The organism is Zwartia sp. (assembly GCF_049655405.1).
Classification (GTDB): Bacteria; Pseudomonadota; Gammaproteobacteria; order Burkholderiales; family Burkholderiaceae_B; genus Zwartia.
The window spans coordinates 71,546-89,077 of record NZ_JBASJR010000001.1 but is presented as its reverse complement, the minus strand read 5'-3'; the positions used below and the strand labels follow the sequence as shown (position 1 = coordinate 89,077).

The window sequence follows — 17,532 nt, the reverse complement described above, 5'->3', positions numbered from 1 at the left end:
TCCGCTTAACAGCCTTTGAAGTTCGCTTTACGCTTTTCGTTAAATGCCGCGACACCTTCCATTCGGTCTTCGGTGTCGATGAGATGGTTGTATGCCTCAATTTCGAAACGGAAAGCAGTACGCAACTCCATTTGACCGCCATAACGCACAGATTTCTTGATTTGGCGGACAGAAAGTGGGGCATTAGCAGCAATGACTTCCGCCGTTTCGAGGGCTTCGGCTAGCACCTCAGTTGGCTCCAGAATGGCATTGATCAAGCCATACTCACTTGCCTGCTGGGCGCTAAAGGGCTTGCCAGTCATCAAAATCTCTTTGGCGCGGCGCTCACCAATCGCTCGCGGCAGATTTTGTGTACCGCCGGCACCGGGCATGATGCCAAGTGTGACTTCGGTCAGCGCAAAACGCGCAGCATTGCTGGCATAAATAAAATCGCAAGACAGCGCCATTTCCAGACCCCCCGCGTAGGCGTGACCGTTGACCGCTGCAATGACGGGCACAGGCAGGTCCACAAGCGTCCAGTACATGCGCTCAAACAATTCGTGTTGCAGAGTCCATTGGCGCTTGGTCATGCCGTTGCGCTCTTTGAGATCGCCGCCAGCACAGAAAATCTTTTCCCCGGCACCCGTCAGCACGATGCAGCGTACTTCACCGGCATCCGCGGTCAGTCGATTCCAGAGATCCAGCAAATCGTGCCCGGTTTGCGTGTTGATCGCGTTGCCGACTTGTGGGCGGTTGAGGGTGACCTTGAGCACATGGGTGCTCACCATCTCTGTGGCGATGGTTTCGTAAGTGGGAAAAGTACTCATGTTGCGTTCCTTTTGGAGATCAATTCAGAATGTTCACCGAGTTTGGGCGGTGCGGCGTAGGGTTTGGGTCTGACGCCGTCAAAGCTAATCGGCAGACCGATAAAGCGCATCCCTGTTCCTGGGACGTCTTGCATCAGACCGAGTGCCTGGGTTTGTGGATGCGCGACCATTTGCGCGAGATTGTTGACTGGTGCGCAAGGAACGCCTGCCGCCTCAAGTTGCTCGACCCAATAGTCGGTGGGTTTGGTGACAATGATGGCGTCGAGCATTGCGTAAAGCTCGGCCTGGTTTTCCACGCGCCGCGGGTTGTCGATAAAGCGGGGATCGGTTGCCCATTCAGGTTTACCGACCGTAGTGGAGAGCGCTTTGAAAAGCGCATCGCTGCCCGCGGCGATGACAAGCTCACCATCGCTCGTCATATAACCTTTATAGGGAACGATACCTGAGGCTCCCGAGCCTTGTTTGGCCGCGACCTCGCCGTTTGAGAGATACTGCGCGGCAAGCAGGGACACCCAGGTTGTGGCTGTTTCATACAGTGAGACGTCGATGACTTTACCGACACCGGATTGTTGGCGCTCAAGCAGGGCGGTCAAGATACCGATAATGCCCCACATGCCTGTACCCATGTCGACAATTGAGGCACCCACGCGAACCGAAGGTCGACCGGGCTCACCTGTCGTACTCATAATGCCACCGAACGCCTGCATCAGTGGGTCATAACCCGGGCGATCTTTGAGGGGGCCCACTTTGCCAAATGCCCCCAGGTTGCAATAGATCAGCCGAGGCTGTTTTGCCAAGAGGCTCGCGGCATCGAGTCCCAGTTTTTCAACATGACCAGGTCGAAGATTTTGAATGACAATATCTGCGTGATCGCAGATGTATTGGCGAAGTTCTTCGATTTGTTGTGGATCGCGCAGGTCGCAGACCACTGACTTTTTGTTGCGGTTCAAAGCTTGAAAAAAAGGAGAAGCGCCCTCCCAGAAAGGTGGCCCCCAGCGACGGGCATCGTCACCATCGGCTTTTTCAATTTTGATGACTCGGGCACCGAGCTCGCCGAGAATTTGTCCGGCAAAAGGTGCGGCAACACTGTTGCCTAATTCAATGACGACCAAACCGGCGAATGGGCCGGTCTGGGTATGTTCTTGCTGCGTAGACTCAGGCATTATGGATAGACTTTTTTGAGTGGATTGTCCCTCCAAAATTATGTCACGAATTCATCCACTCAACGCTGAGCCTTGGGGTGATATTCGCTCAAATTAGCGCAAAATCAGTTCGATCGAAGGCGGTTCGTCCCAGATCCAGTTGCCATTGCGTTTAAAAATCTCTGGAAAATGGCCCGGCACGACAATGTCGGTCCCATCGCAGATTTCTGCGATGGAGCGTTTAGAGTCCTCAGTCGAACCAAAACACATATCGCCGACTTGCGCGAGGACCTCTTTGGGGTACTTGACTGCATCCCCAGCCAAGACGACGCGGCGACCGTCCGCCTGCGTAAAGCGCAGCGCCTGACAGCCTGTGGTGTGACCCGGTACTTCAAAGTGCTCAATCCCAGGTGCGATCATGCCCCTTTTGGGAAGCACCCGCAGATCAAATTCCGCTAACAAATCATGAATTTTCCAGGGAATAAAGAGATCCTCAGGATGTGGGTTGCGCGCATAACCGAGTTCAGTTTCGCCCACCGCGACAGGTACACCTTTAAATAAGTCCAGATTTTGACAATGATCAAAATGCAGGTGAGATAAAAAGACGAGATCGATATCCGTGGGAGCCAGGCCGCGTTCTTTCAGACCATTGATTAGGCCTTTACGGACGCAATAATGACCCGTGTCGAACAAAATGCGTGTGCCGTCCTCAGCTGTGACGAGCGCAACGTTGCATAGACCAAAAAAACCGCCGCGAAAACTCAGGCTATTGCCTTTAATGAGTAATTCATAACTCGCATTCACTGACGTTCTCCAGAAAGTGCCACCCGAGTGGCCTCGGTTGGCCTTAAATTATTAACTGTTCAACTATTCAACTGTTCGCAAATCGCCGCTGTGACTTGTGCAGTTGTCGCCAGTCCACCCAGATCGCGTGTGTGCAGGCGAGGATTTGCCGTCACCGCTTCGATGGCTTTCATCAGGCGATCCGCGGCAGCCTGTTCGCCCAGGTGCTCTAGCATCATGACGACGGACCAAAAGGTGCCGATCGGATTGGCTAAACCTTTGCCCATGATGTCAAAAGCAGAACCGTGGATGGGTTCAAACATGGAGGGATAGCGTCGCTCAGGATCGATGTTGCCGGTCGGAGCGATTCCCAGGCTGCCAGCCAAAGCCGCAGCCAAGTCACTCAAAATATCTGCGTGCAAGTTTGTCGCAACAATGGTGTCGAGTGTGGCGGGTCGGTTGACCATGCGCGCTGTGGCAGCATCGACCAACTCTTTATCCCACTTTACATCCGGAAATTCTTTGCTGATCTGAACGGCGATTTCATCCCACATCACCATGGCGTGGCGTTGTGCGTTGGATTTTGTCACCACGGTTAAAAGTTTGCGTGGGCGAGACTGTGCGAGTTTGAAGGCGTAGCGCATGATGCGCTCGACTCCCGCGCGCGTCATCATGCTCACATCGGTGGCGACTTCGATGGGATGGCCTTGGTGGGCACGACCGCCCACGCCGGAGTATTCACCTTCTGAGTTTTCGCGCACGATCACCCAGTCGAGCTGTTCAGGTGTGCAACGCTTGAGCGGTGCATCAATGCCGGGCAAGATCCGCGTCGGGCGAACGTTCGCGTATTGGTCGAAACCCTGACAAATTTTCAGGCGCAATCCCCAGAGCGTGATGTGATCCGGAATATGCGGATCACCCGCCGAGCCAAACAAAATTGCATCCTTGTCGCGCAACGCATCCAAGCCATCTTCCGGCATCATCACGCCATGCTGACGATAATAGTCACCGCCCCAATCAAAACTCTCAAATTCGAATTTGAGTGATTGATCTTTGGCTGCAATGGCCTGAAGTACTTTTTGACCCTCAGGAATCACTTCTTTACCAATGCCATCACCAGGGATTGCGGCGATACGATATGTTTTCATGGATGGATCCTTAGCGTTGTCGTTAGATTTTTTTTGGTTATAAAAAGAGTACAGCCCGTTCGCTATTTAGAACGCGAGCCTTGAATAAAGGTTATGGTTTGCCGCCATTTTCGTAGTGTTTGCCGCGTGCAAGTAGTTCGGGTGTGCCAATGACTGCATTGAGTCCATCAAAGTCCAGCATGGCAGACTGAAAGGCCTGAGTACTTCCTGTGACTTTGAGGCTGGCGTAATAATTTTGCAGTAAGTGGGCGACTGCCCGCACAGTTCCGCCTGGAAAAATTGCGATTGAGTAACCGATTGCCTGCAATGTTTCAGCGGACTTGACTGGTGTTTTTCCGCCTTCAACCATATTGGCGAGCAGGGGAACGCGCCCTGCAAATCGCTGGTTAACGATTTGCATTTGTTCATCACTGCGTACGGCCTCAACAAAAAGAATATCCGCACCCGCTTCCAGATACCGCTCAGCACGCTCAATAGCTGCGTCAAACCCCTCAACGGCTACCGCATCCGTGCGTGCCATGATGAGCGTGTCACTGGAGTGCCGGGCATCAGTCGCTGCTTTGATCTTGCCGACCATCTCTTGACTAGAAACAATGATTTTGCCATCAAGATGACCACAGCGTTTTGGAAATGACTGGTCTTCAAGCTGAATGACGTTGGCGCCAGCGCGTTCAAAGCCGCGTACCGTTCTTTCAGTATTGAGTGCGTTACCAAAGCCAGTGTCGGCATCGACGATCAACGGAATCTGGACACGATCTCTGAGTTGCGCCACTTTTTCACAGACTTCAGAGTAGGTGGTCAGACCAATATCTGAACGACCCAGAGTGGTGTAGGCGATTGAAGCACCAGAGAGGTAAAGGGCTTCAAAGCCTGCTTGCTCTGCGAGGGCAGCGGACAGTGCATCATAGACACCGGGAGCGAGCAAAATTTCTGGCTGAGCCAGTCTAGCTTTCATTGATTGCATGATTGGTTTCCTGTCAGTGCTCATTGTCCTGAGCGAAACACATTGGCGGGCTCATCGAACCAGTTCCGGTTCTTGCGTAAACGGCTTGTCATCGCGAGGGCGTGTGGAGCAGCTTCACACAAAACTTCCATCAGCGCATCATCAAGTTTCAGTCCTGCATTGCTTGCCATGCGAACCGCAAAGGCCCGCGTTTCTGCATCGCAGTGTGAAGTCTCTGGTGTCAAATCAGGTGCGATGAGGGTAGGAGCCGTCTGACCTGGGATGAGCTCGGGACGTTTGTTGCGTAAACCAATCGCTTGTTCAAAGGCATGTCCTGCTTTTAAGACCAATGCGTCTGCAAGTGGCGCCCCCACAATTTGTAAACCCATCGGTAATCCGGCTGCGTTGAAGCCACAATTGACAGACACCGCTGGACCACCAGTAATGTTGGCCAGTACCTGGGTATTTGGTTTGCGCCAAAAGGTGATGGGGCGATGTGCCGTAATCGGCTGCGCTGGACCAAAACCAGGCATCACAAGCAGATCAAATTTTTCGTAGATCGGCTTCATTTCCTCCAGCATGCGCTTGTGTTCGCGTGTTGCAGCGAGAAAGTCGAGTGACTGAAACATCACTGCCGGCAAAATACGCGTCAAAAAGTCTCGCCCATAGTCATGCGGACGTTCGGTCAGCCCTTGTTGTTGTACGCCAAAAATTTCCGTTTCAGCCAAGACGACCTTGACGTCCATGTAGTCTTGCATGGGGCGTAGGCGACAGTCTTGCACTGAGGCCCCAAGACTCTTGAAAATTTCTACGGCATGATCAAGTGCTTGGCGGTGCTCTTCATTGGCAACAAGATCTTCTTCCCATACATAACGCAACACGCCGACACGTAAACCCTTTAGGTCTTGGCCCAGACTTTCTGCATAGTTAGGAATTGGCTGTTCAAAGCTGTTGCCATCAGCGGGATCATGCCCCGCAATCGCTTGCAGCATGAGCGCACAGTCCTCAACCGTCCACGCCATCGGACCACAGTGATCCAGCGTAAAGGAGTTCGGCATCACACCTACGCGACTCACCAGACCCGAGCTCGGCATAAAACCTGCAATGCCACACAGAGAGGCAGGGCCTCGAATGGAACCGCCTGTATCTGTCCCCAGCGCTGCTCCTACAAAGCCGGCGGCAACCGCAGCACCCGAGCCACTGGAAGAGCCGCCTGAAAAACGTGTCAGATCCCAAGGATTGCGCACCGGCGGCCACGGTAGATCTAGAGAAGGACCTCCATGTGCAAACTCGTGTGTGTTGAGCTTGCCCATTAATAAAGCACCTGCCTCATACAGTTTGGCCACAACGGCACAATCGCTGCTGGGCACATGTTTTTGACCGATGCGCGAACCGCCCGTCGTCAAAATGCCAGCTGTTTCATAAATATCTTTGGCGCCAAAAGGAATGCCGTGCATTGGACCGAGGTAGCGCCCAGCCATAATTTCGCTCTCAGCAGCTTTGGCTTGTTGACGCGCGAGTCCAAACGTCGGGGTGATGAAGGCGCTGAGTTGATCATCTAGCGACTCAATGCGCGCACTCAAATGATCCACGTATTCAACAGGTGAAAGTTTTTTGGCTTTGATCAGACGACCTGCTTCGGCAATCGTCTGGAAATGGAGTTCTGTGCTCATACTGGATCCAGCCCCTGTTGTGTAAAGGCGCGCTTGGCATGGTCTGTTTGTAAAAACTGAATCAATGTTGCGATGGCGGCATTCTGGACGGTTTCTCTAAAAACACCTGCAGAAAATACGGTGGACTGTTGAACGGCAGGTGGCAGCTTGCCGAAAATATTGATCCCCGGCACTTGCATGAGTTCGCTCATTTGCTGAACGGCTAATTCCACCTCACCCTTGGCCACTAATGCACCGGTCAAGCCCTCTGGCAGGACCGTTGCTTTGGCGCGAACTTCTTCATCTAGTCCCAGCCGTTTGATGAGACTCGCAAAGTACATGCCACTTGCGCCTTGTTTGGAAAAGGCAATAGAGCGTGCGGCTTTAAGTGTGGCGATAAAAGCATCCTGGGTAGAAATGTCAGGTACGGCTGCCGACAACCCAACGGCCATGGCAACATCGGAACTCACCAGATCCACTCTGCTGCCACTGTTTAAAATTTTCTCGACAATCAACTCGTCAATTGAACCGGCAACCGCGAGCAGCAGATCGCCGCGCGCACCTGCGCGGATGCGCTCACTCAGATGGGCCGTTGCGCCATACTCAATGTTGATCTGGATGCCAGAAGCTGCAGTAAAAGCAGGGATGAGCTCGTTGAGTGCATTGCGTAGCGCCATGGTTGAAAGAACGCTCAAAGAGGACTGGGCGGGGGGCTGTTGCGTGACCATGTTTTTTTGTCTCGTGTGAAGTTGAATTTGATAATGACTATTGCTCTATTTTGCTCAGCGCTTGTGGATCAATATCCTCAACAATAGTCTTGAGATAGTCCACAAATACTCTGACTTTTGCAGCCAGAGTGCTGCGTGGCAGGTGAGCAATGAATACCTCTGGTCCAGCGACAACGTAGTCGGACAAAATACGTTGAATCTTGCCGGAACGCAGCGCGTCACCTGCAATGAAATCGCTCACCATCACAATACCCGCTCCTGCGATCGCAGCCTCTAAAAGTGACTCTGCATTGTTGATGTTCAGTGCACCCGAGACCACTTTGGAAAAGTCTTTGCCGTTTTTAGTAAAGTGCCATTCGCGATGGTCTCCACTGATTGGCAGCAAATAACCCATACATTGATGGTGATCTAAATCTGCGGGGGAAGTTGGGATGCCATGCTTGGCTAAATAGTCTGGCGAGGCGTAGGCCGCAAAACTCAGATTGCAGAGTTTATGTGCGACGACACGGTCGTCTGTGACAGCGCCAATTTGAATAATGGCATCGACAGACTCATAAGTGAGATCAACTTGACGATCACTTAATTCGATGTCAACACTGAGCTCCGGGTATCGTTGCGTAAATTCCCATATTTTTGGCACCACAACCCGACGTCCAAAGCCTACCGGCATCTGAAGGCGCAATTGACCTTTAGGTGTCGCAGTCGTGGAGGTCACCGCCGTTTCGGCATCTTCGATTTCGATGAGAATTTGTCGGCAACGCTCAAAAAAGCTTGCGCCTTCGCCTGTGAGGTTCACCAAACGGGTGGAGCGCGTCAGCAGTTTGACACCGAGCTCCTGCTCGAGTCGGGTGATGGATTTGCTGATCGCCGAAGAGGTCAAGCCTAGTCGTTGCGCTGCCAGGGTAAAGCTGCGTGTTTCAGCAACTTTGACAAAAACGAGTAATGCATTAAGGTTTCGCATGACAATGAGTGTACTCATGAATCAAATTCAGTAATAGTCTTTTATTCTAGCGAATTGACCCGGCAAACATCAGTCGTTAGCATCGGGACTTCTACTTAGCGCAGCCCCCCTTAAAACTATGGAAAATCATCCCGCCTCCCTTTTGCCCGGTGCTACTCAGGCGCTGGCAGAGTTTGCTACCTCTATCCAATACGCCGATATTCCTGCGGAAGTGATTCAGCGCATGAAGATGAGCTTTTTGGACAGCGTGGGGTGTTGTCTATTTGGCGCAACGCTTCCTTGGACCCAGCGAGTCCAAGCCATGATCGAAGAAGAGGGCGCCCGCGGAGTGGCTTCGATCTTCGGTGCGGGCGTTAAAACCTCCGTTGCGGGTGCGGTGCTGGTCAATGCCACCGCAGGCCATGCGTTTGAGCTGGATGATATTCATAAAGAGTCGATTGTGCATGCGGGCTCTATTGCGACGCCTGTTGTGGTGGCGCTTGCCGAGCAGTTGGGCTGTCGCAGCGGTCAACAGCTCTTGACTGCCATGACGACAGGCTATGAAATCGGTACACGCGTCGGAAACGCGGCGACTATGGGCTTGTTTTTTCGGGGCTTTCATCCGCAAGGCGCTTCAGGCGTATTCGTTGCTGCAGCAAGTGCTGGAAAAATGCTGGATCTCAATGCCTCTCGAATGCAACATGCGCTCGGTATCGTTGGCTCTCAAGCGGGTGGTTTGATGGCCGCCCAAGAGGGTGCCATGGTCAAGCGCTTTCACTCAGGCCGTGCAGCACAAAGCGGGGTTTACTCTGCGTATCTGGCGAAACGTGACTTTACGGGCATTACTGATGTGCTTGAGGCTGGCTATGGCGGATATCTCAGTTCATATTCAAACACCCCAAATGCAGTGAGATTGACCGAAGACTTGGGTCAGGTGTGGGAAACGGCCAAGGTTGGCTACAAGCCTCATGCTTGTGTCACAAGTATCCACTCTGCCTTGGATGCTTTTGCGCACTTATTGCGTGAACATCACTTAACACCTGATGATGTGGCCAACGTCGATATTGGAATGAGTCCGATGACATATACGCATTGCGCTTGGGAATACAAGGCGCAGGGCGTGACGGCTGCTCAAATGAATCTGTATTACGGTATTGCGGTCATTGGTTTTGATGGCAAGGCTTTTGTCGCGCAATACGCAGAAGATCGTCTGGCAGATCCCAAAATCATGGATTTCATTAAAAGAATTCATGCCCGCATTGATTCTGAGATCGAAGCAATGGGCCCCGCCTACCGACATGCGGCGCGCGTCTCTGTCACCACGCGTGATGGTCGCGTATTCAAACACGAAATTTTGAACCGCAGGGGGAGTCCGGAAAATCCACTTTCTCACGAAGACGTGGTGTATAAATTCCGTAACGTCGTTGAGTCATGCCTGTCTAAAGTGAATATCGACCGCGTGATTGCCTTGACGGATCGCCTGGACACGACAGACGATACCAGTGAGCTTTTTGGCCTGTTAGCAGCAGTCCGCTATCAAGCCTAACGAAAAAATGAGTTGATATGATGATATCCAAAAAAACATACGCTGGCCTGCTACTGATTGTTGCGCAATGGTTGTCGCTATCCGTTGCTCAGGCGCATCCTCACATCTATATTGAGGGCGGGGTCTCACTTGTTTTTAATAGCCAAGGACAGGCGACAAGCCTGCGCCAGTCTTGGCTCTTTGATGAGTTGTTTTCGACCTATGCCTTGCAAGGCATGACACGCGACCAATCTGGTCAAGTCGCGCGCGCAGAACTCGAAAAAATCACCAGTGAGTGGATGACTTCGCTTGCGGAGCCAGAATCACATTTCTTTGCAAAGATCACGCTTGCAGGCAAGCCCTTGACCTTTGGCGCGCCAAATCATGCGCAGACCACTTGGGATCCTAAGACTAGCCAACTGGTCTTGTCTTTTGAGGTGCCAATCGACCCGCCCGTCAAGGTCGATGCAAAGGGACTCGAGGTGGATATCCAGGACCCCAGCTATTTTGTTGCTTTCGATTACAAAGGGGGTGCCCGTGCCATAAAAGGGATCGACGCACCCTGGCAATGCAAATTTGGGTATATGCCGCCGAGGCCTCTTGACCCGAAAACAGAGCGTTTACTGTGGTCAATCCCTCCAACACAAAAGGAATTGCCTGAGAATTTACGCGAAGCTGTACGCCAGCTTTCACATCAATTCACTGTGAAGTGTCCATGATTCATTGCGCTGACCCAAAAAACAATACGTCAAACTTGCGATTCAACGGGTTTGTTTTTGTGTGGCTACTGATGCTCTGTATCGGTTTTGCTGAGCCCGTGTTGGCTCAAACTGCCCACCCCTTTGCAACGCCTGAGCAACGCTTAAGCATGCCTTCGCCTGGTTGGTTTGCAGAGTTCAGCGGTCAGATGGCCGCATGGCAAGGGCATTTTTATCGCCAATTGACCGGTGCAGTGCGGGCTTGGAAACAAGATGGCTGGGCAGCGTGGTTGTTGTTAGCGCTTTCCTTTGGTTACGGTGTTTTTCACGCCTTGGGTCCCGGTCACGGAAAGGCTGTTTTAACAGCTTACGTCTTGGCAAATCGCGAGACGATCCGTAATGGTGCTTTACTCGCCATGCTGTCTGCTTTTTTGCAGGCTTTTGTCGCGATCGCTTTGGTTGCAATTGCAGCAGGCGTGCTGCAGGTGTCAGGGGTGGAGATGAATCGTGCCACTTGGTGGCTAGAGCTCGCTTCTTACGCCATGATGGCTGCGCTTGGTGCCTGGCTGGTTTACAAACATGTACTAAAGCCCTTGATTCATTCAATTCGCGCATGGCTGAGCGCCGGTCAGAGACCACAGACTCAGCATGCGCACCATACGCATGGAGAGCATGCGTGCAGCCACGATCATGGCCATGCACATCACCATGCCCATTCAGACCATGCTCATGTTCATGATGAGAGTTGCGGGCATGTGCATATGCCTGATCCTAATTTAATCGCAGGTCCACTCAATTGGTCTAAGGCGCTCTCAGCGATTTTGGCCGTAGGGCTCAGGCCCTGCTCGGGTGCGGTCTTTGTGCTCGTGTTTTCACTTGCACAAGGGTTTTTTATTGCAGGCATCGCAGCCGCTCTCGCGATGGGTTTGGGGACCGGACTGACGGTTGCTGCGCTAGCCTCCGCTTCTCTTTGGGTCAGCCAAGTCACGGTCTCTGCGACGGGTGGAACTCAGCGAGTGTGGGGGAAGGTTTTTTTGATGGGCTTGCAAGCGCTTGCATCATTTGCTGTCTTGGCGCTTGGCCTGCTGCTGCTGAGTGCTGCACTTGGGACGGGCACGACGGGCAATTAAGTCAGCAGTCTTTGCAGCGGCCATAGAGTGTTAAGTCGTGATCTTCGACTTTGAAACCCTTTGGTGCCAGCATGGCTAAGTCTGACGGGCAGGAATGAATATCAAAGACTTTTTGACATTGCTTACATTGAAAATGATGATGATGTCCGTGATTACCCAGTTCAAATCTTGGGTTTTCACCGGGCAATACGACCTGTCGCAATGTTCCATCTTCGACCATCGCTTTCAGGTTGCGATAGACAGTGGCAATGCCTAAATTGGGCACAGCATGTCCAGCTAGCTCAAGCACTTCCTGAGCGAGCAAAGGCCGTGCGGCCGTCTGCAGGGCTTCTTTAATTGCTGACCGTTGTCGAGTAGAGCGTTCCATAGGCTTTAATGATAGTGTATTATCAATATTGATAACATCTCTAACTTTACACTTGTTTTAGAGTCTTGAATGCAAACCCATCCACATCAAGAGCATTCGCATCCGCACGGGCAGCAGCATGCGCATGATCATGCGCATGTTCACGCGCATGATCATGCGCATACTCATACGCATGGCTCCGCATCCTTGCATGCACATGCGCAAACCAAGGATCTCAAAAGTCCCGTGTTGATCGGACTTGGACAGCGATTGCTTTGGATCACCTCTTTGCTGGTCGTGTTGTGGTTAGTCGTTTTTTGGGCATTGCACACACATGGCTGAGCTTGACGTAATGACCTCGAGTCCCAAGGCAATCGAGATTCGAAATCTGACGCTTGCCTACCAAGGGCATCCCGCTGTGCACCATCTGAGTGGTGCCTTCGAAGCTGGGTCACTGACTGCAATTGTCGGACCAAATGGTGCGGGCAAAAGTACCTTGCTCTCAGCTTTGTCTGGTCAAAAAAGTGGCATAGAAGGTTCAATAGATTTTGCGCCTGCGATTCAGTCCGTGCAGGGGCGTGCGTCAAAACTCGCATATCTGCCCCAGCAGTCCGCCATTGATCGTGAGTTTCCAGTCCGAGTGCTGGATGTGGTATCGCTCGGGGCATGGCGCGAACTCGGTAGTTTTCGTCCAGTTTCTGCTGAGATACGCGCCCGAGCTTCAGAGGTGTTGGCAGCTGTCGGATTGATTGGCTTCGAGCGACGCTACATTGGCGAACTCTCCGTCGGACAGTTGCAACGTGTTTTGTTCGCCAGGCTATTGATGCAGGATGCTCAGATTATTTTGCTTGATGAGCCTTTTAATGCGCTGGATACCCGCACAGCCGAAGATTTGCTCGGGGTGGTCCTTAATTGGCATCGACAGTCACGCACCGTGATTGCCGTGCTCCACGATCTGGAGATGGTTCGCCAATATTTCCCACAAACCTTGTTGCTTGCGCGGGAGGTCATTGCTTGGGGAAGTAGTGCTGAGGTCTTGACGACAGAAAACTTGACGCGCGCACGACAGACTGCCGAGTACTGGGATGATCGCGCACCTTGGTGCGTTCGCCCACCCGAGAGTGGGAGCAGAGGTTGATGATGTTCGAATGGGGAACACTTTTATATAGCTGGATCCTTGCACCGTTTGTCGAATACGGTTTTATGAAACGTGCCTTGATCGCTTGCGTGGCGATTGGTTTGGCCTGTGGACCGATTGGCACAATTCTGGTGTTACGACGGATGAGTCTTGCCGGCGACGCGATCGCGCATGCTGTTTTGCCAGGCGCTGCGGTGGGTTTTATCTTTTTTGGATTGTCATTGCCTGCCATGACGCTCGGTAGTTTTATCGCAGCAGCCCTCATGGCACTGGTCGCAAATTTTGTCACGCGGTGGACAAGCCAAAAGGAAGACGCGAGTTTCGCTTCTTTTTATTTAATCGCACTTGCACTAGGGGTGTTGCTGATTTCCACTTCAGGCAGCAAGGTTGACTTGTTGCACTTTTTGTTTGGGAGTGTGCTGGCGACTGACGCTGAATCATTGCTGATGATTGCGGGCGCTTCGACGGCCTCACTTTTACTATTGGCGGCGATTTGGCGTCCTTTGATGGTGGAGTGCTTTGATCCTGGTTTTCTGCGCTCTGTCGGGGGGCGAGGGGCGTTCGTTCACCAGCTTTTCATGCTGATGGTGGTACTTAATTTAGTCTCAGCCTTCCAGGCGCTTGGCACACTCATGGCAGTGGGTTTATTAATGCTACCCGCGACCGCTGCGAGATTTTGGTGCTACGGAGTGGTGGCCCGCTCCTCGCTCGCCGCAGGCTTTGGTGCGCTCAGCGGTTACTTTGGTCTGTTGATCTCCTATCACGCTAATTTTCCTTCCGGCCCTTCTATTGTCTTAGTCGCAGGCCTTTTGTACTTGATTTCACTTTGTTTGGGTTCCCGCGACAGTTTCAGATTAATTCTCTTTCCCACCCCCCAGCACAAGGAGTCATGATGCTGAATACGTTTCAGGCCAAAGTTCGACTGTTCGTTGCAGTTGTACTGTTGGGGGGAATTGCCCCTAGCTATGCGAGCGAGCCCCTGCCTGTCGTGGCAAGTTTTTCCATTCTCGCTGATATGGTCAAGCAAGTCGGTGGTCCTCACGTCGCCGTCACAAGCTTGGTAGGCCCAAATTCGGACGCCCACGTTTTTGATCCGACTCCCGCCGATGCGAAACGCCTGGCGCAAGCCAAGCTCGTTGTGGTCAATGGACTTGGTTTTGAAGGCTGGATGAATCGTCTGATTAAATCCTCAGGCTACAAAGGGCCTGTTTTAACGGCCAGCAAAGGCGTCAAGACAATTCCGATGGCAAAAAGCGATCATGACCATGGTCACAATCATTCGCACGCAGCACCTGACCCACATGCCTGGCAAAATTTAATGAATGCGCGTCAATATGTAGAAAACATTAAAGTGGCCTTGAGTGCAGCGATGCCTGCGCAGACTGCTGATTTTCAAGCACGCGCAGCAGCTTATCTCAAGCAAATTGATGCGCTGGAGAAAAGCACTCAAGCCAAAATTGCTGCTGTGCCAATGGAACGCAGACGGGTCATTACCTCTCACGACGCGTTTGGATATTTCGCGCGCGCCTACAAGGTGACCTTCTATCCACTCCAGGGGTTGTCAACAGGTAGCGAGCCCTCTGCAGCGGATGTTGTGCGCATTGTCAATGAAATCAAAAAGAACAAAGTGACTGCAATTTTTGCAGAAAATATTTCTGATCCACGCGTATTGGAGCGCGTGGCGAAAGATACGGGTGCGAAAATCGGTGGCACACTCTTTGCCGATGCCTTGTCCGAGCCCGGGACTGACGCAGACACTTATCTCAAGATGTTTGAACGGAACGTGTCGACCATTGTCTCTGGTATTTCAGTTTCGCCTTAACCCTCAGCGCGCGAGTATTGAGTTCGCGCACAGTTTGTCTTTCGCTTGCATTTTGTTTCAATTAATTCCGGAAGATGAGAATCATTGTCGTTTAGAATGTAGTCATGATTAAACGACATTCTCATCTTGATCCCTCTTCTGCACTCCGGCATCAAGCAATCACACGCTCACCCAAGCGGGACTTTTGCACAGCAAAATCTATTGTGAGTGTCACAAGCGAGGCACTGTTTGCGGGTGCTGATGAGCTTGAGATTACACATCAGGGTGCCCAGTATCGTTTGCGTCAGACCGCGTTAGGAAAACTTATCCTGACCAAGTAGTTTCATTTATTTCATTGCACGAGCCAGCCATCGCCAGCCAGTGCCTAAATTCATTTAGGACACACCTATGCTGCGTATTCATCATGCTGGATCTCCTCGCGCACGTCATCTCACTCCCAAGCGAAATCTCACCTCTGGGTTCATGACGGGCTTGACTTGCAGCATCACTGCTGGTTTGTATGCAAGCCTTGCTACAGCCCAGGCTCCCGAGCACACCTTGACCCAATTGAGCGAAATAACTGTGAGTGCTTCGCGCGGAGAGCGTCGCATAGACGAGGTGCCGGCATCTGTCACTGTAATCAGTGCTGAAACCATAGAAAAAGAAGGTGCGCGTGACTTAAAAGATATCTTTCGCAACGAGCTTGATGTCACCGTGCCGTCGGGTCCAACGCGCTTTAGCAATGCAGGTACCTCAGCAGGGCGATCGGGAAATCAGGGTGTCAACATTCGCGGCCTTGGCGGCAATCAAGTGTTGATGCTAATCGATGGAATACGGGTGCCCAATGGTTTTTCGTTTGGTTCATTTAATACTGGTCGTGGAGACTATCTGGATGTAGATGGGATCAGGTCTGTCGAGGTGCTGAGAGGCCCCGCATCGACACAATATGGCAGCGATGGTGTTGCTGGTGCCGTCAGTTTTCGCACACTGGATCCCGCTGATTTATACAAAAAAGAGAAAAAACAAGGCGATGTTGGCGACAAGGTTGGCGTGGGTGGCGCGGGTGGGTTTGTGCGAACAGGTTACGCCAGTATCGATCGTTCCTGGTCCAGCACGCTTGGACTCGCAGGGGAGCGAGGTCCATGGCAAGGCATGATTCTCGGGAGTTTCCGGCTCGGGCACGAAGCCATCAATCAGGGAACGAACAAGGCTCAAAACATTGACCGAACGGTCCCAAATCCCGTTGATTACAACAACCGATATTTGCTTGCAAAAGCGATGCTTTCTATCAATGTCCATCAGCAGTTGGTACTTACACTCGAGTCCCAGCGACGCACACAAGCCACCGATGTCTTTTCCGCCAGAGTGGCTCAACCGCTCAGGCCTCTGGGCACCTTGAGTTTTTCTACATTGGATCGAATCAATCGCGACCGCCTATCGCTTGAACATCGTTACAGCGATATGAGTGCGGCTTTTATCCAAAAGGCAGAAACCCGTGTTTATTGGCAGGATGCACAAATCAATCAGTTTGCGACAGAGGAGCGCTACCGTGCACGCGGACGGACACGTGACAATACATATCAAACAACAGTATTTGGTGCCGCAACACAGTTTGAAAGCAACATCACAAACTTTCTCGATCAGCGACTCACGTACGGCTTGGACTGGAGTCAGGCCAATATCCAGGGTGTCCGTGACGGCACATTCCCTCCCTATGGCGGCGTATTCCCTGACAAACCCTTTCCCGACACAACCTATACGCTGAGTGGTGCCTTTCTGCAAAGTGAAGTCGAGTTAGGAGATTTCAGCATCACACCCGGGCTACGTTTTGACTATTACCGTATTGCACCCTCTACGAATTTCAGTGGTCCACACACCCAAAAAGGTAGGCACAACAACCCACCCGCAACAACTGATGGATACGCCTTGACGCCGCGTATAGGCATTGTCTGGTCCATGCATCCGATGTTCGCACCTTATGCTCAATATGCCCAGGGATTTCGCGCACCGACGCCTGATCAGGTCAACAATGGTTTCAGGAATCTCGCCTCAGGCTATACGAGTATTGGTAATCCTGACTTAAAGCCTGAATATGCGGATAGTTTTGAAATTGGAGTGAGGGGATTTGACCAAAAAGTTAGTTATTCACTCTCTGTTTTTGACAATTACTACAAAAATTTCATTAGTCAGCAAATTGTCGGCGGAGCAGGTCGACCATCGAATCCTACGGTTTACCAGTACGTCAATCTGACAAATGCGCATATTCAGGGGCTGGTTGCCAGAGCTGACTGGAGATTTGAAAAAAACTGGAGTCTCGAGTCAGGTTTTGCATATATGAAGGGAGACTCAACAATTCGAGGGCATAAACAACCTCTCGACTCTATTCAGCCTTTCAAGATCTTGTTCGGTCTTCGATATGATCAGGCAGAGTGGGGGGCTCGAGCAGATTGGATCTGGAATGCGGCCAAGAGCCCTTCACAAATCGCACAGTCATCGCCAGAACAGTATGCAACGCCATCCTATGGCACGCTGGATCTGGGGTTCTATTGGAAACCAGCGCCAAATTTCACTCTCAACGCTAACGTGAATAATGTTTTTGATACCAAATACTGGCGATGGTCCGATGTAAGCGGTTTATCCAGTCACAGCGCGATCAAAGACGCGTACACAGCACCTGGTCGCAATATCCAGTTGTCTCTGCGCTTCGACTTTTGATCTCAGAGACCAATTTCCAATCACGATCTATAGCAGG

18 protein-coding genes are annotated in these 17,532 nt (G+C 51.8%); 9 read left to right on the top strand and 9 right to left on the bottom strand.

Translation table 11 applies throughout. From position 1 onward, the window contains the following. Positions 1–5 precede the first annotated feature (5 nt). The 8 genes from WBJ47_RS00405 to WBJ47_RS00370 form a co-directional block, all read right to left on the bottom strand. Positions 6–806, bottom strand: a complete 801-nt coding sequence (locus WBJ47_RS00405) for an enoyl-CoA hydratase/isomerase family protein (RefSeq protein ID WP_422244517.1) — start codon at positions 804–806, stop codon at positions 6–8. Beyond that, positions 803–1,969: a CaiB/BaiF CoA transferase family protein gene (locus WBJ47_RS00400; protein ID WP_422244516.1), complete on the bottom strand. Its 1,167-nt coding sequence runs from the start codon at positions 1,967–1,969 to the stop codon at positions 803–805. The genes WBJ47_RS00405 and WBJ47_RS00400 overlap by 4 nt, the downstream gene beginning before the upstream one ends. Before the next feature lie 93 nt (positions 1,970–2,062). Then, the gene (locus tag WBJ47_RS00395; RefSeq protein ID WP_422244514.1) at positions 2,063–2,752 is read right to left on the bottom strand and encodes an MBL fold metallo-hydrolase; all 690 of its coding nucleotides are present in this window, start codon (positions 2,750–2,752) and stop codon (positions 2,063–2,065) included. Positions 2,753–2,811: 59 nt separating this feature from the next. Beyond that, the gene (locus WBJ47_RS00390; RefSeq protein ID WP_422244512.1) at positions 2,812–3,879 is read right to left on the bottom strand and encodes a tartrate dehydrogenase; all 1,068 of its coding nucleotides are present in this window, start codon (positions 3,877–3,879) and stop codon (positions 2,812–2,814) included. Positions 3,880–3,970: 91 nt separating this feature from the next. Further along, complete coding sequence (locus WBJ47_RS00385) at positions 3,971–4,843, bottom strand: isocitrate lyase/PEP mutase family protein (protein ID WP_422244510.1); 873 nt, start codon at positions 4,841–4,843, stop codon at positions 3,971–3,973. 20 nt (positions 4,844–4,863) lie between these two features. After that, entirely contained in the window at positions 4,864–6,495 is a 1,632-nt protein-coding gene (locus tag WBJ47_RS00380; protein ID WP_422244509.1) for an amidase, read from the bottom strand. Then, positions 6,492–7,202, bottom strand: a complete 711-nt coding sequence (locus WBJ47_RS00375) for a molybdate ABC transporter substrate-binding protein (protein ID WP_422244507.1) — start codon at positions 7,200–7,202, stop codon at positions 6,492–6,494. Before WBJ47_RS00375 ends, WBJ47_RS00380 begins: the two co-directional genes overlap by 4 nt. A gap of 37 nt (positions 7,203–7,239) precedes the next feature. Then, complete coding sequence (locus tag WBJ47_RS00370) at positions 7,240–8,181, bottom strand: LysR family transcriptional regulator (protein WP_422244505.1); 942 nt, start codon at positions 8,179–8,181, stop codon at positions 7,240–7,242. Between the two features lie 100 nt (positions 8,182–8,281). Between WBJ47_RS00370 and WBJ47_RS00365 the strand changes: the two genes are divergently transcribed. The 3 genes from WBJ47_RS00365 (at position 8,282) to WBJ47_RS00355 (ending at position 11,495) form a co-directional block, all read left to right on the top strand. Further along, the gene (locus WBJ47_RS00365; RefSeq protein WP_422244503.1) at positions 8,282–9,688 is read left to right on the top strand and encodes an MmgE/PrpD family protein; all 1,407 of its coding nucleotides are present in this window, start codon (positions 8,282–8,284) and stop codon (positions 9,686–9,688) included. Positions 9,689–9,705: 17 nt separating this feature from the next. Further along, positions 9,706–10,386 carry a DUF1007 family protein gene (locus WBJ47_RS00360; protein ID WP_422244501.1) on the top strand — a complete coding sequence of 227 codons (681 nt, stop codon included), beginning with the start codon at positions 9,706–9,708 and terminating at the stop codon, positions 10,384–10,386. Between the two features lie 71 nt (positions 10,387–10,457). Continuing rightward, entirely contained in the window at positions 10,458–11,495 is a 1,038-nt protein-coding gene (locus WBJ47_RS00355; RefSeq protein ID WP_422244566.1) for a nickel/cobalt transporter, read from the top strand. A gap of 1 nt (position 11,496) precedes the next feature. Here WBJ47_RS00355 and WBJ47_RS00350 read toward each other — a convergent pair whose 3' ends face one another. Further along, positions 11,497–11,862 carry a Fur family transcriptional regulator gene (locus WBJ47_RS00350; RefSeq protein WP_422244499.1) on the bottom strand — a complete coding sequence of 122 codons (366 nt, stop codon included), beginning with the start codon at positions 11,860–11,862 and terminating at the stop codon, positions 11,497–11,499. A gap of 69 nt (positions 11,863–11,931) precedes the next feature. Between WBJ47_RS00350 and WBJ47_RS00345 the strand changes: the two genes are divergently transcribed. The 6 genes from WBJ47_RS00345 to WBJ47_RS00320 all read left to right on the top strand — a co-directional run bounded on the left by WBJ47_RS00345 (position 11,932) and on the right by WBJ47_RS00320 (position 17,495). Beyond that, a complete protein-coding gene (locus WBJ47_RS00345; protein WP_422244498.1) occupies positions 11,932–12,183 on the top strand; it encodes a hypothetical protein in 252 nt (83 codons plus the stop codon). Continuing rightward, positions 12,176–12,979: a metal ABC transporter ATP-binding protein gene (locus WBJ47_RS00340; protein WP_422244496.1), complete on the top strand. Its 804-nt coding sequence runs from the start codon at positions 12,176–12,178 to the stop codon at positions 12,977–12,979. Before WBJ47_RS00345 ends, WBJ47_RS00340 begins: the two co-directional genes overlap by 8 nt. Beyond that, complete coding sequence (locus WBJ47_RS00335; protein WP_422244494.1) at positions 12,979–13,872, top strand: metal ABC transporter permease; 894 nt, start codon at positions 12,979–12,981, stop codon at positions 13,870–13,872. Before WBJ47_RS00340 ends, WBJ47_RS00335 begins: the two co-directional genes overlap by 1 nt. Continuing rightward, positions 13,872–14,801, top strand: a complete 930-nt coding sequence (locus WBJ47_RS00330) for a metal ABC transporter substrate-binding protein (protein ID WP_424585618.1) — start codon at positions 13,872–13,874, stop codon at positions 14,799–14,801. The genes WBJ47_RS00335 and WBJ47_RS00330 overlap by 1 nt, the downstream gene beginning before the upstream one ends. Before the next feature lie 104 nt (positions 14,802–14,905). Continuing rightward, complete coding sequence (gene hemP / locus WBJ47_RS00325; RefSeq protein WP_422244490.1) at positions 14,906–15,121, top strand: hemin uptake protein HemP; 216 nt, start codon at positions 14,906–14,908, stop codon at positions 15,119–15,121. Positions 15,122–15,188: 67 nt separating this feature from the next. Then, entirely contained in the window at positions 15,189–17,495 is a 2,307-nt protein-coding gene (locus tag WBJ47_RS00320) for a TonB-dependent hemoglobin/transferrin/lactoferrin family receptor (protein WP_422244488.1), read from the top strand. Positions 17,496–17,532: the final 37 nt, after the last annotated feature.

Coding starts and splice junctions, on each gene's coding strand:
- WBJ47_RS00405 (WP_422244517.1), bottom strand. CDS start 806: ATGAGTACTTTTCCCACTTACGAAACCATCGCCACAGAGATGGTGAGC.
- WBJ47_RS00400 (WP_422244516.1), bottom strand. CDS start 1,969: ATGCCTGAGTCTACGCAGCAAGAACATACCCAGACCGGCCCATTCGCC.
- WBJ47_RS00390 (WP_422244512.1), bottom strand. CDS start 3,879: ATGAAAACATATCGTATCGCCGCAATCCCTGGTGATGGCATTGGTAAA.
- WBJ47_RS00385 (WP_422244510.1), bottom strand. CDS start 4,843: ATGCAATCAATGAAAGCTAGACTGGCTCAGCCAGAAATTTTGCTCGCT.
- WBJ47_RS00380 (WP_422244509.1), bottom strand. CDS start 6,495: ATGAGCACAGAACTCCATTTCCAGACGATTGCCGAAGCAGGTCGTCTG.
- WBJ47_RS00375 (WP_422244507.1), bottom strand. CDS start 7,202: ATGGTCACGCAACAGCCCCCCGCCCAGTCCTCTTTGAGCGTTCTTTCA.
- WBJ47_RS00370 (WP_422244505.1), bottom strand. CDS start 8,181: ATGAGTACACTCATTGTCATGCGAAACCTTAATGCATTACTCGTTTTT.
- WBJ47_RS00365 (WP_422244503.1), top strand. CDS start 8,282: ATGGAAAATCATCCCGCCTCCCTTTTGCCCGGTGCTACTCAGGCGCTG.
- WBJ47_RS00360 (WP_422244501.1), top strand. CDS start 9,706: ATGATGATATCCAAAAAAACATACGCTGGCCTGCTACTGATTGTTGCG.
- WBJ47_RS00355 (WP_422244566.1), top strand. CDS start 10,458: ATGCTCTGTATCGGTTTTGCTGAGCCCGTGTTGGCTCAAACTGCCCAC.
- WBJ47_RS00350 (WP_422244499.1), bottom strand. CDS start 11,862: ATGGAACGCTCTACTCGACAACGGTCAGCAATTAAAGAAGCCCTGCAG.
- WBJ47_RS00345 (WP_422244498.1), top strand. CDS start 11,932: ATGCAAACCCATCCACATCAAGAGCATTCGCATCCGCACGGGCAGCAG.
- WBJ47_RS00340 (WP_422244496.1), top strand. CDS start 12,176: ATGGCTGAGCTTGACGTAATGACCTCGAGTCCCAAGGCAATCGAGATT.
- WBJ47_RS00335 (WP_422244494.1), top strand. CDS start 12,979: ATGATGTTCGAATGGGGAACACTTTTATATAGCTGGATCCTTGCACCG.
- WBJ47_RS00330 (WP_424585618.1), top strand. CDS start 13,872: ATGCTGAATACGTTTCAGGCCAAAGTTCGACTGTTCGTTGCAGTTGTA.
- hemP (WP_422244490.1), top strand. CDS start 14,906: ATGATTAAACGACATTCTCATCTTGATCCCTCTTCTGCACTCCGGCAT.
- WBJ47_RS00320 (WP_422244488.1), top strand. CDS start 15,189: ATGCTGCGTATTCATCATGCTGGATCTCCTCGCGCACGTCATCTCACT.